Genomic DNA, 13,838 nt, shown 5'->3' with positions numbered 1-13,838 from the left:
AATGCATTATTCGCCTTAAAGCAAATGAGAATCAGTCTTGTCGCAGCACCGGAACAAGATCCCCATTCTTTAATGAGTCATAGGCAGAGCCTATATCACTATATGGGAAATTCGTCTGCCCTAAAAATTATGTCCGGTTGTATAGTGGACAAGGCACAACCCGTGTCAATGTGTTCTCATCGGGAAAGGGTTAGTGATGTCACAACATTCGGTTTCGCCTCAACACGTGGACTCCTTCACTTCACGTTCGGTTAATGCTCTCCCGTTTACTTTGGCGATTTTACTGGGTGTCTCCTTAAATGCCGTCAATTCATCAACGATTTCGATTGCTATCCCCGAAATTTTACGGCAGTTTCATTTGACATCTCATGCCATTGTGTGGATTATTTCTGGATTCTACTTGGGGAGTGCTATTACCCAACCGATCGCGGGCGATCTCGGGGACGTTTTAGGATATAACCGTCTGGTCTATCTTGGTCTTGGTTTACTTTTCATTACCGCCATAGGTGCGCCATTTGCCCCGTTCTACGGCATATTGGTTTTATGGCGCGTTATCCAAGCTGTCTCCACTTCCATCTTGTATCCTAATGCCATCGGCCTTGTCCGCCTTTACCAAACTAAGCGCCAAGGTCAGTTTCTCGGATGGATCGGTATGAGCATCGGCGTCGCAGCCGCCATCGGCCCCACCATCGGTGGTTTTCTGGTTAAAACCTTTGATTGGCGGGCTATTTTTTGGCTCAATGCCCCTTTAGTCATTCTCACCGCAGGACTTTTATGGTTAGGGCTTCGCCGGGTCAAACCCTCTGGGGGCCGATCCCAACCCGCCTTAATGCATTTTGATACCCTAGGAACCTTGCTGTTTGTGGTCACCATGGTCCTTTGGCTAATATGGTCAAATAGCATGAAAAGTTCGATGGCCTGGCTCGATTTGCTGGCCGCTATCTTGCTCACCATAGTGTTCATTATGGTGGAAAGCCATAGAACACATCCCGTTATCCCTGTTAAGCTTTTTCGGAGTAGGTCTTTTAGCTTATATAGCGGGTTAACGGTACTGCTCAATGTAGTTTTTTATGCCGGATTGTTTGGCATCCCGACCTTTTTACAAGAATATCGGCACTCAAGCGTCATGGATACCGCTCTCGTCTTATTCGCCATGTCTGCCGCCATGGCTGTGGGATCCATTTGGGGAGGGCGCTTTGCCCAAGGTTCACGCCGGCGCATCCCATTAATCGGGGGCACAGGCATTGCCCTCATAGGCAGTGTCTTGATGGTAGATCTCGATCACCTCACGACCATCATGCTTTTTGCCGCCGCGATTTTATTAGGATTTGGCTACGCCATTAACAATGTCGTCTTACAAAAAGCCGTAATTGAGTCTGTGCCCGCCTCGCATACAGGCACTATCGCTGGCACATACATGTTATTGCGCTATCTGGGTGCCATTGTCTCTGCCGCTGCGCTTTCTGCCATGCTAGTCACGCTGAGCACCAGTGAAACGCTGTTTGTTGCCCTCTCCTTTATCAGTGTGCTTGCATTTGTCAGTTCTTTTTTCACACCTTGGTCCCGGAAAACTCAAGGCGTTTAAGGAGTCTTTCGCGTACGGCTGGCCATCGGTGTCGATTATGCTATAAAGCATGGTGTGCCGAATGCTCCCATCAGGACGAATACGGTGATTGCGCAATTGCCCTTCAAAGCTCGCTCCTCATTTCTTTATCGCCCGCTGTGAATGGAAGTTCTTGTGGTCCATTTGGGGAACGACCCGAAGAGCTCCCGGGCCTAAAATACCAGACTTCATATCGCTGCTCCTCTCTTTACAATATCAAAAACGACAAAAGAAAACCCCTGCACATGGTTCAGCAGGGGTTAAGTTCGACCTTAGGCTTGGAGACTCTTGGTCGTATCCACACTGTGAATCTTGACCGGAATCACTTTCTTCCCTTGCAACGGAATTCGGACGGTTAACAATCCCGCCTTTAATTCCGCACTGATCTGATCCACTTGAGCTCTTTCAGGCAATTCCACCCGGTAACGGAAGGGTAATTGCCGGATTTCCCTCCGCAGATACACTTCGTTATCGGTGCTCGCCGCGCCTTGAGCACGAATCTCTAACACATTATCGTCAATGCTCAAGCTTAATTGATCTTCTGTATATCCCGGGACGGCCAAGACCACAGCAAATTCGTCGTCCTTTTTTACAATATTGGTCGCTGGTACAAAATCAATTTGTTCCAAAGGCCGGAAGAGTTCATCCCACATCGTCATGACTGCTCACCTCACCTTTATGACTTTGTCTTTCTTTGACTTTATATTAGATCCATGACCTTCCTCTGTCAAGTAATTTTGGAAAAAAATTTTTTAGAAGATGAGGATGGTTTGGCATAGGCAACAAGAAAAGAGGACCGGTATCGCTTTGCAATCATCATGGCAGGCCCTCTTCCTAAGAATCCCCTGTGGCTATACTCCTTGCTTCACGTCAAAAATTCTTTAGAAAGCTTGGCCACGAGACTGTAATACGTATCGACCATATTGCCCACATATAATTTGCCCGCTTGACTCACCAATTGATAGGCATCCCATTTATCAAAGTGGAAATCCTGAATTAACCACTTGACCAATTCACTGTAGGCAATGCGCGCTGCATCTTCCATAGGTCTTGCACTGCCCACGGTCATAATTTCTTCTGGGGACTCGATACGCGGCCAGCTAATGGGTCGGTTTTTTATCAGATCAAAGGACAGGGTAATTTTTCCTGAAATTTCTAATGCCACGCCACACGCTTCGCCTTCCCCTTGCGCTACGTGACAATCGCCCGTCGAAAAATAGGCTCCTTTAACATTCACCGGCAAATAGACCGTATTGCCCGCTTTCACATCGGGAACATCCATATTTCCCCCATGCATAAAGGGCGTTAAGGCGGATAAGGCTTCTAAATCGGGAGCCGTCCCAATGGTGCCCATAAAAGGTGCGGGAGCAATAGAAAATCGATCCGAATAGGCAAAACGCCCATCCGCTTGTTTACGGTAAATCCAGACTTTTTCCGGTAAGGGATCTTGCAGCGTTGCCGTCAGCGTGGTGGCTGTGAGCCCACCGAAAAAAGGAATTTGGGCACTCACCGCCCAGTCCCGGGTTAACGTGATGTCATGAATATGTACCACGAGTTGGTCGCCCGGTTCGGCTCCCTCGATGTAAATGGGGCCGGTTTGAGGATTCAGATACTTGCCCGCCACGACGCTAGGCAAGTCCTCTTCCGACTGGACCCGGCCTTCGAAACAATCTTCGGTGTATAATACGACCATCTCGTTGAGTTTTACTTGGGCAATCGGTTCGTGATAACGTCCGAATGTATACGGATAGGGGGCCACAGGATAGATTTCCCGCATAACACTCTCTCCTTTTCGTTTTGTCCATGGTGTTTTCATTCGACAACTTCATCCGCTTTCCTGCTGTGCCCTCAGCTGAAAAATCATCATGACCACAAAAAAAGTCCCATACCAAAATCCTTAGGCATGGGACTTATTCATGATAGACACCGTCAATTTCCGGCCTCACCGAGGTTGAGGCCTCAGACTCCGTTTAAGCCTCAATACTCTTCGTGGCGTCATTGCCAAGAATTTTCACCGGAATGACTTTCTTAGGCTGCAAGGGGATTCTAATTGTCAACAATCCCGCTTTTAATTCCGCACTAATGTTGTCTACTTGCGCCCGTTCGGGTAATTCCACCCGGTACCGGAAGGGCAGTTGTCGAATTTCCCGACGCAAGTACACTTCATTTTCGGATGGCGCCGCGCCTTGCGCACGAATCTCTAACACATTCTCATCAATACTTAAACTCAATTGTTCTTCTGTGTAACCGGGAACCGCCAACACCACAGCAAACTCATCATCTTTTTTCACAATGTTGGTTGCAGGCACAAAATCTATTTGTTCTAATGGCCGGAAGAGTTCATCCCACATGGTCATCATACTTCACCTCTCCTTTGTGACTTTGTCTTTCGTTGACTTTATATTAAGACCATTTGGTCGTGATGTCAAGGAAGTTTTGGAAATTTTTTTGGACAAATTTTCCCGAAATACATTGGCGAGCCTTTCACGGGTAGGTTTTGATTTTATGCATAAAAACGCACGCATGGTGTTGAGTCTAACTCTGTTTTTGACGATATCGCTTGTTTTGCTGGGAGGGATAACAATGGTAAATGGGGGCACTATGCCACCACAAGACCATGATTCACCCTTAGGGTGAGTTCCCAGGCTAAAGATCCACCGAGTCAAAGAAAAAAGAACAAGGCAAGGCGCCCTGTTCTATCCACTTTTGGAACTTCCCTGCTATTTCGCAGCAGGCGGCACGATTAATACGGGAAGGGTTGAATGAGTCACCAGCCAACGGGGAAAGCTGCCAAACATTCCTTCAATAAAGCGGGATCCTTGATGTCTACCCACCACAATGACATCTGCGCCCCATTTCGTCGCGGCATCAAAAAAGGCCTGCGCTGCCGTCCCTTCTCCTTCTTCCACGGTAACAATGCGCCATTCGGCATGGATCTTGGTCGATTCCACCATTTTTTGGGCCTTTTGATGAACGGCCTCAGCATTTTTATCCCACTCGTCGAGAAGCAGTTGCAAATTTTCTGTAGCTACCGGCGTTCCATAAGTCGTACCTAATGACATCGGTTGAATAAATGCGGCAATATCTTTTACATCGATAAGAAGAAGTTGTCCCTCATCCCCCGTCCTTTCCAGGGCTTTACTAAGCGCATGATAACTCGCTTCCGATCCATCGACGGCAACAGCGACCTTGGTAAACATCAAACAGTTGACCCCTTTCTCTTCTCCATGATTTACTCATCATTATGACAGATAGCACAAGCTCGGCAAGCATATATGACATCCTGCGTCGTGCTTTCAATTGTCTTTTCTTATGCGCGGTGTTCTAACGCTTCGGTCAACTGGGAAGTCGGGTATCCGCTGGCCACACCCCAATAATAAAATGCGAGGGAAATCAGCGCACTCACAATCAGATCATAAGGAAAGTGGATTAACCCCTTGTGATGATTATATGGCGAACCAAAGCGGTGGGAACCGCCATAAGACATGGCTAACATGGCGATCAAATACACCACCAACCAGATGCCCGATTTCACCGACTGCCAAGATGGCCTTTCAATTTGTTCAGGCAGAAGCCAGGCAAACAGGGCATAAAGGACTACCCCCACTAGCATTGTTAATAACAATTTCCAATCGACATTCCATCCCGTCCAGTAGATGATCCAAGATCCCATTACGAAAGCCACAGGACCGACGATGGACAACCCTGGCACCTTATAGAAGCGGGGGGCATCTGGCGCTGTTTGCCGAAATACGGCCGCTGAAACGGGTCCCATAATATAGGTGAGAACCGTCGCAGAAGAAATCACACTGACCAGTTGGTTCCATGCCGGAAAGGGAGCCAAAAACAATAGGCCTAACAGAAATGCCAGAATCAATGAGGCAACCGGAATACCGGTTTTCGGGTCGACTTTGGCCAACACTTTGGGTAAATAGCCATTTTCCGCCATTGCATAAAGCACCCGGGTAGTGGACGCTAAGTAGACATTACCCGTACCTGTCGGCGATATAATCGCATCAGCATACAACAAGGCCGCTAACCATCCTAAGTTCAGTCCCACCGCCAATTGGGCAAAAGGTGCCGCCATGGCAAGATGAGCCCATCCCTGCCGAAGATCTGCTGTGGGCACTGCGGCAATAAACACCACTTGCAGTAATGAATACAAAACAATGCCAATCCCGATCGACAACATAATCGCCCGGGGGACATCACGGTGAGGATTTTTCGCCTCACCCGCCAAATCCACGGCTTGGCGAAATCCTAAATACGAAAAAATAATCCCCGAGGTGGCAATGGCCTCAAGAACTCCCGCACTGCCATATGGCGCAAAATGTTGAACATGAAGATTATGCCAATGAAGCCCGGTTGCCAAAAACACGATGATGGTCAATGTCGGCATAATGAACTTGATTAATGTTAAGGGGGTATTGACCCGGGCAAATGACCGTACCCCAAAATAATTAATCAAGAAAAACATAAACATTAAGACTGCCGCCAATAAAAGACCTGGCGGCTTTATGGTATTCGTCGTGGCATTAAACAAACCCGGAATATAATGCGCGCTATATTGCACCATCGCCTCGGCTTGAATCGCCGGGCTTGCCGCATAGCCAATCCAAATCGCCCATCCCATGATAAAACTGGTTAAATGCCCATGCGAATAATGAGGATAACGGGCAACTCCACCCGATTCCGGGAGCATCCCGGTCAATTCGGCAAAAATCAACCCAATGAATATGACCGCGATCCCCCCAAAAACCCACGATAGAATCGAGGCGGGACCCGCCACATTAGCAGCATATAATGCCCCAAATAACCATCCGGAACCAATAATGCCGCCTAATGAGGCCATAACCAAATCAATCAAGCGTAACTCGTGCTTTAACGAAGATCGGCCCACGATGTTCACCTCAGCTGTCTATTTCTCTTATCTTGAGCTCACGTCATAAAAAAGGGTCGGTTCCTTATTCACCGGCCCATCTTCTCAAACGCCACAAAGATATTTCCAAATCATAAAAACAGGGGGAGTCTAATGAAAAATGGCCACGGTAAAGAAGACCAGCGTAATCGCAGCTAAACCTAAATGCGTAATGACCCACGGCAATGGGAAATTGCGTTTAGGCAGCAAATAGACAAAAAATAAGACGGCTCCTCCAAGGACGGTTAGCAAAAAAATCAAATAAGTCCATTCCAATAAGGTCATCGTCATGCCCCCTTGCTTGGCGGGATAACGGATTTTTGGTGCAACATATGATCATGCCGTTCCAAATTCAACCAGTTTGAACTGTGTACACCGGTGCTGACCCTAGGATGCCCATATTGTTCTTTGAGATAAGGGGCCATCGCTGAACTAAAAAAGATAAAGGTCATCACGGTCAGAAAAAAATGTACTGCCAAAAAGCTGGGTGGCAGTTTTTTCTTCTTTAAGTCAAAGCGTATAAAAAACACCACTCCTAAAATGAATGTGAGGAGATAGGTGATGTACGCCCAGATGACAAAATGCATGAATATCACCTTCCTTGTCCACGCCACCCTTTAGCCTATCCCATTTGAAATAAAAGATCAACCAGTAAGAATAACCTCATTCATGTGCACCAAGAACATAGTGTGGGTGAAAGAATGGGGTCAATCACCTCGCATCTTTGGATCTCCTTCTCAATGGCTATGCCCAAAGGGCTTATCGGCATGACATGGCCTGTCCACTTAGCCGTATGAAACCTGCTGGAAATTGGCTACACTATCCAACAATGAGCTTAGGATCCAAAAATTGAACGGCATTGTTTAGTGTTTTCATCTAGGAAAACGAGGAGGATTATAATGACCACGTTTATTCGTTCGTTGATACCTTTCACCATGTTGACCCTATCCCTTCCCTTTATCGCCGCTTGCTCCACGATATCAGGACCCGCGCCCCAAAGCTCCTCATCAACTAAGCCCGTCATCTTGCGTACCATGGTGATTCGTACGGGGAAAGAAATTCACCGGCCCGGCTGGCCCCAATATCAACCCGCTTTTTGGTCAGCACCTCAAAACTCTGTGGTCAAACTCACCATTATCTCCCATGATAGCGGGGCGTCCCCGCTCATGATGACCCAAAACGATCAGGTCCGAGGGACAGTCGGCGGAATTGAGCGTATTGATGGCAAAAAGGTCACGCAGATTGCCAATAACGAGATTTCTCATACCTTTACCATTCCTGCCCTGGGAATTAATTTGCCCATTCCGGTTGCGCCGCCTGGAAAAACGGTCACCGTCACCGCGGAAATTCCATTCCATCAAGCCGGTTCCTATTTATGGCAGTGTATGGCACCGTGCGCCACCTCTCCCATGGGCATGGGAGGAGCGATGGTCACACCGGGTTATATGCGGGGCACCATCACCATAACTAACCAATAACCCGAATCATCCCATGAACACTGTCCATCTAGTTACAAAAAAATCAGGTCCGGATAAATGGACCTGATGTCTTTTTCCCCCGACTAACGCTTACGAATCTGATATGCCTCTTCGGCCGCCGTGATCGCTTCCTCAGCACTCGAACCCATACTGAGTACCATACATGCGGCCAGGGATCCTTCCACAAACGGCGCATCCACCACCCGGATGTCGACAGAGCCTTGCATTAAATCGCGGGCCGTTTCCGCCGCCAAAAAGGCACTGCCCAGATCCCCAAAGATCAGGATGGTTGTACACCCCAAATCGGTCAAATCATCGATCCCTTCCAGGACCATGGTGGCATCGACACCTAACGTCTTCATACCTCCTACCGTTTCGATGAGTAGATCCTCTCCGGCCACGCCATGAAGCAATTGCGCTAAGCCCTCGGCTAATTGTTTAGAATGGGAAACCAGCAATATCCCGGTCATTTCTCAGAAGCCACCACCTTGCTTAAGCATTGCCACCATAATGCGGCGGAAAAGGATCCGGGGTCAATATGTCCGATACTGCGTGCGCCCAAATATGCCGCACGTCCACGTTTGGCTTGCAAATCTTTCGTGCTTTCCATCCACTGTGTGGTTAAACGGGGCAAAGCTTCAAGACGTTCCCGAAAGGGTCCCGGGGCGTCCTTCAGCCAATTGACTGCAGGACGCATCACATCCACCATCGTTTTATCACCGATCTGTGCTTTGCCCCGGGTCTCGATGTTGCTCACAAGAGCCTCTATCCATGAAATTACCCCATCGTCATCGATGACATCCTCTTGGCTTGGCAACTCCCCAGCAGCTTTTAACAAGCCCGAACCCCACAAAGCCCCCGATGCACCACCGACTGTACTAAGTAAGGTCATTCCCACTTGTTTGCTCATCTCTTGGAGGTGAGGGACAGAAAGCTCGCCACTAGGCCACAAAGTGCGCACTTTATTCAAGCCGCGGACCAGATTGGTCCCGTGATCCCCATCGCCAATGGCCCGATCGAGATCATTTAATGTGTCGGTATAAGCACTCACTTGATCGGCAAAACACATCCATAGTTGCCTAAATTGATCACTGGTCATGTCTAACCCCCTGCCGCCATGCTGGGGTATCACAAGCTGCCAACAACCACTGTGTCATATCTCCCGTTAATCGCAAAACGCTAAGCGAAGCGCCCGCCATATCAAGGGAGGTCATATATTCTCCCATCATCACAAACTTTGGGTTGACTTGCACTTGGTGAAACCACTGAGCCACATCTTTAGCGAAAACCGCTAACTCCACAAGGGGCGTAGCTCCCATGCCGTTAATGATACATGCTATATCCTCGCCGGGTTTTAACGCCAGATCCGAAGCAATTTGGTGAAGAATCTCATCCGCTAACTCTCGTGCTGGCTTAACCTTTTGTCGGTGCGTGCCAGGTTCCCCATGGATACCAATTCCCATTTCCATCTCGTCATCCGTTAAAGTAAAACTCGGTTGCATAGCCGCAGGAACGGTACACGGGGTGAGGGCGAAGCCCATCGACCGCACATTATGGATCACCTGCTCTGCCCCGTCCCGGACAGATTCTAAGGGAGCACCTGATTCCGCCAGTGCTCCCGCGATTTTGTGCACAAAAATAGTTCCCGCAATGCCTCGTCGTCCCGTGGTATATAAGGAGTCTTCGACCGCCACATCATCATTCACCACCACGGTCTGGGTTTGTATCCCTTCCTCGGCAGCCAAGTCTTGGGCAATCTCAAAGTTCATCACATCACCAGTATAATTTTTCACCACCAAGAGAACTCCTGCCCCGTGATTAGCGGCGCGAATCCCTTCAAGAATTTGATCGGGTGTCGGGGAGGTAAAAACTTCGCCTGCCACGGCCGCATCCAACATCCCATAGCCAACGTATCCGCCGTGAGCGGGTTCATGCCCTGAACCGCCTCCAGACACAATGCCGACTTTGCTGGCACCTTTGGGTTCTACCCGGGCCAAAACATGGGTGCCGGGAACACGCTGAAGATATTGGGGAAAAGCCCACACCAATCCATCAAGTGCATCATCCACAATGTTTTCGACCTGATCCAGGAGTTTTTTCATTGTTTGCCCCCCTATTCGCCATCATTTCCGTCAATCCAGTTTTGGGCCCGGCTGACCGCTTTGTGCCATCCCCGGTATAATCGCTCCCGGGTAGATTCATCCATCACCGGAGAAAATTCCGCATCCAAATGCCATGCCGCAGTGAGAGGCTCAAAACCCGGCCAGACACCTGTTGCTAGTCCCGCCAGAAAAGCGGCGCCCATGGCTGTCGTCTCTGTCACCTGGGGACGTTGCACAAGAATTCCCAAGATATCAGCTTGAAACTGCGCTAAAAATTGGTTGGCAATAGCACCGCCATCGACCCGCAAAGCCGAAATCGAGCGGTGGCTATCTTTTTGCATCACATCTAAAACATCCCGGGTTTGATACGCAATAGATTCCAACGCGGCGCGAACAATATGAGCACGGTTACTACCCCGGGTTAAGCCCACAATGGTTCCTCTCGCATAACTGTCCCAGTAGGGTGCACCTAATCCTACAAAGGCCGGCACCACATACACGCCATCGGTACTATCCACCGACAAGGCCAGGGCTTCGGTTTCCTTAGCCGTATGAATTAATTGTAATTCATCCCGCAGCCACTGCACGACGGCGCCAGTGATAAAAATAGATCCTTCAAGAGCATAAGTGATTTGCCCACCGATGCCCCAAGCAATCGTTGTGAGCAAGCCGTGATCGGATACAACCGGTGTTGTGCCGGTGTTCATCAATAGAAACGATCCAGTCCCATAAGTATTTTTGACAGAACCTGGGTTAAAACAGCCTTGGCCGAATAACGCCGCTTGTTGATCTCCAGCAATGCCGGCAATGGGTATGTTGTGGCCGAACCAATGCGTGCTGGTATAGGCACAAATCCCCGACGAATTGACGACGGTAGGACACATCGAGGATGGAATGTTCAAAATCTTTAATAAATCCTCATCCCACGACAACTCATGAATGTTATACAACAAGGTCCTGGAAGCATTAGAATAATCGGTCACATGCGCCGCACCATCGGTTAATTTGTAAATTAACCAGCTGTCAACTGTGCCAAAAACCAGTTCTCCTTTTGCCGCCAAATCTCTCGCACCAGGGACATGATCTAAAATCCAAGCGACTTTCGTACCCGAAAAATAGGCATCAATAACGAGACCCGTCTTTTTTCGAAATGTGTCACTGAGATTTTGTTCACGCAACGTGTCACAATATCCAGCCGTTCGACGGCACTGCCAAACAATCGCGTTATAAATTGGCTGACCGGTATTTTTATTCCAGACAATCGTTGTCTCCCGTTGATTAGTAATGCCGATCGCCTGAATCTGAGAGATCGGAACTTGAGACTTGTTGAGGCATTCTTGTATGGCTTGCCATTGCGAGTGCCAAATATCATCGGGATCATGCTCCACCCAGCCCGGTTGCGGATAAATTTGGCGAAATTCTTTCTGGCCAACGGCAACAACTTGACCGGCTTGATCAAATAAAATGGCACGACTACTGGTGGTCCCTTGATCCAACGCTAAAACATAGGGGTGATGCATGAAAATTTTATCCTCCTAAAATTCGCTCTTTCTAAGATTCTCTCTTTCCTAGATTCTCTCTTTGGTTTATTCGTAAGTCTTAACATTTTTCGACACAGAGAATTTGCCGGCCGTGGATGACTTTCATCATTCTTTTTTCATCTTCGAACATCTCATATTCCTTACCTTTTAAAAATTCTTTCAATTAACTGATAACTGACCATGCCAACATGAATAACCATGCTTCTCCATGCACATCAACGGGAAGGCATTATGCAATTCAAGTGAAGCAGAGATGAGAAAGAGGAAGTGGCCCGTGCTTCAGCAACAAGAATTACATCAACCTGCCAAACGGAAATGAAGAGGAGCCAGTTCTATCAATACTGAAAAGGACATAAGATTCCCAATAGATGTCATCGTGTGTTGAGATAGAGTTATTATGATTTTGATGTCGCTTCGAGGATCTCCGACAATGACTGTTCGCAATCCATCACTTGAGTCCCGTCATCCGTCTCATAATCTATCGTGACGATGTCATGATATTGGGCTCCGAGCGACAAAACTTGAAGAATACTTTTGCCATTTGCCGTCTTTCCATGACACGACACATGGACCATAAAAGGAAAGGACGCGAATGTTTTCACTAATTGCGCTGCCACTCGGGCAAGTAGAGTCCGATATTGTGTGTAAAAGGGGCTTAAAAATTTCAAAGCCATTGCGTTTCCTTGGTAGATTTGAAAGCGACACAACTCACAAATCTTAGGAGGATCACGCAATGGCTCATTATCAGATTACACTGGATGATCAAACAATCCAAGCCCTAGTCGGACAAAAGGATCAGGCCTTCGCGCTTTTGTTGCAACAGGTCTTAAATCAGGTGTTAGAAGCCGAAGTGACGGAACATCTTCAAGCCGACCGGTACGAGCGGACCGAAGACCGGCGCGGATATCGCAACGGCTCACGGAGCCGGCAACTCACGACGCGCGTCGGCACGTTGACGCTGGAGGTCCCGCGGACGCGGGACGGGGAGTTCAGTCCCACACTCTTTGAGCGGTACCAGCGGCATGAAAAAGCTCTCGTCCTCACTCTGATGGAAATGGTGGTGAATGGGGTGTCAACCCGCAAAATCCGGCGCGTGACCGAAGAGCTCTGTGGCACCGAATTTTCGAAGTCTACGGTGTCGGACCTGGCGAAAGGCTTAGAGGCGGCCGTCCAGCAATGGCGAACCCGATCCCTCGCGGAGACGCAGTACCCGTTCCTGATTGTGGATGCCTTGGTCTTGAAAATCCGTGAGAACGGGGCCGTGCGGCCCCGGAGCGGGTGTGTGGTGACCGGCATTAATGCGGCGGGGTACCGAGAAATTCTCGGGTTTTGGATCGGGGATAGCGAATCGAAGCAGACGTGGACGGCCGTGTTTACCGACCTCAAGGATCGAGGCTTAACGGGCGTCGACCTGGTGGTGTCGGATGACCACCGCGGGCTGCGGCAGGCTATCGAACAGCAATTCCAAGGGGCGAGTTGGCAGCGCTGCCAAACGCACCTCACGCGGAATATCCTCGATGCCGCGCCCAAAGCGGTGCAGGAGGAGCTGCACGGCCGCCTCCGCGCGCTCTTCGAAGCCCCCGACCGGGCCACCGTCGACACCTTGTGGACCAAACTGCTCGAGGACTTTGCCGAGCGGGCTCCCCGCGCCGTGGCGATTCTGGAGAACGGGCTCGAGGACGCGCTGGCGGTGTTGCAACTCCCCGAGTCGCTGCGCCAGCGATTACGCACCACGAATGGCGTCGAGCGGCTCAATGCCGAGATCCGGCGCCGAGAACGGGTGATTCGGATTTTTCCGAACCGGGAGTCGGCGATCCGCCTGGTGGGCGCGCTGTTGCTCGAGCAGCATGAGGTGTGGACCACTGGTAAGCGGTATCTGAATCTCGAGCCTTACTGGCAAGCGAAACGATCTCAAGCGGCGGCGGATGGGCCGCCTCATGCGGGACCAGCGGTTGTCGCCTAACGACTCGCCAACCAAGGGAACGCTTTTACACACAAATTAGGACTTGACCCTCGGGCATGAAGTCCGTCGCTGGCCATTATGGTATATTTTCGTTGAACCATATTCACAAGCACCCCTTATAAAATGTCGAAATCGGAACGATGAAATTATGTAAGATAAGAGTTTTCTTCCTGCCAGTCTCTCGCACTGAAAACCATCATATTTCCGCTAATAAGGAAGCGGTACCATGTTTA

General features: G+C 49.3%; 15 protein-coding genes. 3 read left to right on the top strand and 12 right to left on the bottom strand.

What is annotated here, in order from left to right:
* Positions 1-196: 196 nt before the first annotated feature.
* Positions 197-1,585 carry an MFS transporter gene (locus tag B8987_RS07580; RefSeq protein WP_020375481.1) on the top strand — a complete coding sequence of 463 codons (1,389 nt, stop codon included), beginning with the start codon at positions 197-199 and terminating at the stop codon, positions 1,583-1,585.
* Positions 1,586-1,875: 290 nt separating this feature from the next.
* On the opposite strand, the gene B8987_RS07575 is transcribed toward B8987_RS07580, so the two are convergent.
* The 7 genes from B8987_RS07575 to B8987_RS07545 all read right to left on the bottom strand — a co-directional run bounded on the left by B8987_RS07575 (position 1,876) and on the right by B8987_RS07545 (position 7,108).
* The gene (locus tag B8987_RS07575; protein WP_020375480.1) at positions 1,876-2,262 is read right to left on the bottom strand and encodes an Hsp20/alpha crystallin family protein; all 387 of its coding nucleotides are present in this window, start codon (positions 2,260-2,262) and stop codon (positions 1,876-1,878) included.
* 206 nt (positions 2,263-2,468) lie between these two features.
* Positions 2,469-3,380 (bottom strand): acetamidase/formamidase family protein, encoded by a 912-nt coding sequence (locus tag B8987_RS07570; protein ID WP_020375479.1) that lies wholly within the window; start codon positions 3,378-3,380, stop codon positions 2,469-2,471.
* 193 nt (positions 3,381-3,573) lie between these two features.
* Positions 3,574-3,963 (bottom strand): Hsp20/alpha crystallin family protein, encoded by a 390-nt coding sequence (locus tag B8987_RS07565; RefSeq protein WP_020375478.1) that lies wholly within the window; start codon positions 3,961-3,963, stop codon positions 3,574-3,576.
* Between the two features lie 360 nt (positions 3,964-4,323).
* Positions 4,324-4,803, bottom strand: a complete 480-nt coding sequence (locus B8987_RS07555) for a universal stress protein (protein ID WP_020375476.1) — start codon at positions 4,801-4,803, stop codon at positions 4,324-4,326.
* Positions 4,804-4,913: 110 nt separating this feature from the next.
* Positions 4,914-6,503: an APC family permease gene (locus B8987_RS07550; RefSeq protein WP_020375475.1), complete on the bottom strand. Its 1,590-nt coding sequence runs from the start codon at positions 6,501-6,503 to the stop codon at positions 4,914-4,916.
* 129 nt (positions 6,504-6,632) lie between these two features.
* The gene (locus B8987_RS19610; protein ID WP_176213188.1) at positions 6,633-6,806 is read right to left on the bottom strand and encodes a hypothetical protein; all 174 of its coding nucleotides are present in this window, start codon (positions 6,804-6,806) and stop codon (positions 6,633-6,635) included.
* 2 nt (positions 6,807-6,808) lie between these two features.
* Positions 6,809-7,108, bottom strand: a complete 300-nt coding sequence (locus B8987_RS07545) for a hypothetical protein (RefSeq protein WP_020375473.1) — start codon at positions 7,106-7,108, stop codon at positions 6,809-6,811.
* 312 nt (positions 7,109-7,420) lie between these two features.
* Between B8987_RS07545 and B8987_RS07540 the strand changes: the two genes are divergently transcribed.
* Entirely contained in the window at positions 7,421-7,999 is a 579-nt protein-coding gene (locus tag B8987_RS07540) for a hypothetical protein (protein WP_084661177.1), read from the top strand.
* A gap of 83 nt (positions 8,000-8,082) precedes the next feature.
* On the opposite strand, the gene B8987_RS07535 is transcribed toward B8987_RS07540, so the two are convergent.
* The 5 genes from B8987_RS07535 to B8987_RS07515 all read right to left on the bottom strand — a co-directional run bounded on the left by B8987_RS07535 (position 8,083) and on the right by B8987_RS07515 (position 12,316).
* Entirely contained in the window at positions 8,083-8,469 is a 387-nt protein-coding gene (locus B8987_RS07535; protein ID WP_020375471.1) for a PTS-dependent dihydroxyacetone kinase phosphotransferase subunit DhaM, read from the bottom strand.
* The gene (gene dhaL, locus B8987_RS07530; protein ID WP_084661176.1) at positions 8,466-9,098 is read right to left on the bottom strand and encodes a dihydroxyacetone kinase subunit DhaL; all 633 of its coding nucleotides are present in this window, start codon (positions 9,096-9,098) and stop codon (positions 8,466-8,468) included. Before dhaL ends, B8987_RS07535 begins: the two co-directional genes overlap by 4 nt.
* Entirely contained in the window at positions 9,088-10,101 is a 1,014-nt protein-coding gene (dhaK, locus tag B8987_RS07525; RefSeq protein WP_084661175.1) for a dihydroxyacetone kinase subunit DhaK, read from the bottom strand. The genes dhaL and dhaK overlap by 11 nt, the downstream gene beginning before the upstream one ends.
* Positions 10,102-10,112: 11 nt before the next feature.
* The gene (gene glpK, locus B8987_RS07520) at positions 10,113-11,621 is read right to left on the bottom strand and encodes a glycerol kinase GlpK (RefSeq protein ID WP_084661174.1); all 1,509 of its coding nucleotides are present in this window, start codon (positions 11,619-11,621) and stop codon (positions 10,113-10,115) included.
* A gap of 416 nt (positions 11,622-12,037) precedes the next feature.
* On the bottom strand, positions 12,038-12,316 hold the full coding sequence (locus tag B8987_RS07515; RefSeq protein ID WP_084661173.1) for an HPr family phosphocarrier protein: 279 nt from the start codon (positions 12,314-12,316) through the stop codon (positions 12,038-12,040).
* Positions 12,317-12,375: 59 nt separating this feature from the next.
* Here B8987_RS07515 and B8987_RS07510 point away from each other — a divergent pair, with 59 nt between their 5' ends.
* A complete protein-coding gene (locus B8987_RS07510; protein ID WP_084661172.1) occupies positions 12,376-13,605 on the top strand; it encodes an IS256 family transposase in 1,230 nt (409 codons plus the stop codon).
* Positions 13,606-13,838: the final 233 nt, after the last annotated feature.

It is taken from the genome of Sulfobacillus thermosulfidooxidans DSM 9293 (assembly GCF_900176145.1).
Classification (GTDB): Bacteria; Bacillota; Sulfobacillia; order Sulfobacillales; family Sulfobacillaceae; genus Sulfobacillus; species Sulfobacillus thermosulfidooxidans.
Note: the sequence above shows the minus strand (reverse complement) of the source record. Positions and strands in the feature narration are given on the sequence as shown.

What these genes read in the sequence shown, in the direction of transcription:
- B8987_RS07510 (WP_084661172.1), top strand. Translation starts at nt 12,376, where the DNA reads ATGGCTCATTATCAGATTACACTGGATGATCAAACAATCCAAGCCCTA.
- B8987_RS07565 (WP_020375478.1), bottom strand. Translation starts at nt 3,963, where the DNA reads ATGATGACCATGTGGGATGAACTCTTCCGGCCATTAGAACAAATAGAT.
- glpK (WP_084661174.1), bottom strand. Translation starts at nt 11,621, where the DNA reads ATGCATCACCCCTATGTTTTAGCGTTGGATCAAGGGACCACCAGTAGT.
- B8987_RS07570 (WP_020375479.1), bottom strand. Translation starts at nt 3,380, where the DNA reads ATGCGGGAAATCTATCCTGTGGCCCCCTATCCGTATACATTCGGACGT.
- B8987_RS07545 (WP_020375473.1), bottom strand. Translation starts at nt 7,108, where the DNA reads ATGCATTTTGTCATCTGGGCGTACATCACCTATCTCCTCACATTCATT.
- B8987_RS19610 (WP_176213188.1), bottom strand. Translation starts at nt 6,806, where the DNA reads ATGACCTTATTGGAATGGACTTATTTGATTTTTTTGCTAACCGTCCTT.
- B8987_RS07515 (WP_084661173.1), bottom strand. Translation starts at nt 12,316, where the DNA reads ATGGCTTTGAAATTTTTAAGCCCCTTTTACACACAATATCGGACTCTA.
- B8987_RS07540 (WP_084661177.1), top strand. Translation starts at nt 7,421, where the DNA reads ATGACCACGTTTATTCGTTCGTTGATACCTTTCACCATGTTGACCCTA.
- B8987_RS07535 (WP_020375471.1), bottom strand. Translation starts at nt 8,469, where the DNA reads ATGACCGGGATATTGCTGGTTTCCCATTCTAAACAATTAGCCGAGGGC.
- B8987_RS07575 (WP_020375480.1), bottom strand. Translation starts at nt 2,262, where the DNA reads ATGACGATGTGGGATGAACTCTTCCGGCCTTTGGAACAAATTGATTTT.
- B8987_RS07580 (WP_020375481.1), top strand. Translation starts at nt 197, where the DNA reads ATGTCACAACATTCGGTTTCGCCTCAACACGTGGACTCCTTCACTTCA.
- B8987_RS07555 (WP_020375476.1), bottom strand. Translation starts at nt 4,803, where the DNA reads ATGTTTACCAAGGTCGCTGTTGCCGTCGATGGATCGGAAGCGAGTTAT.
- dhaL (WP_084661176.1), bottom strand. Translation starts at nt 9,098, where the DNA reads ATGACCAGTGATCAATTTAGGCAACTATGGATGTGTTTTGCCGATCAA.
- dhaK (WP_084661175.1), bottom strand. Translation starts at nt 10,101, where the DNA reads ATGAAAAAACTCCTGGATCAGGTCGAAAACATTGTGGATGATGCACTT.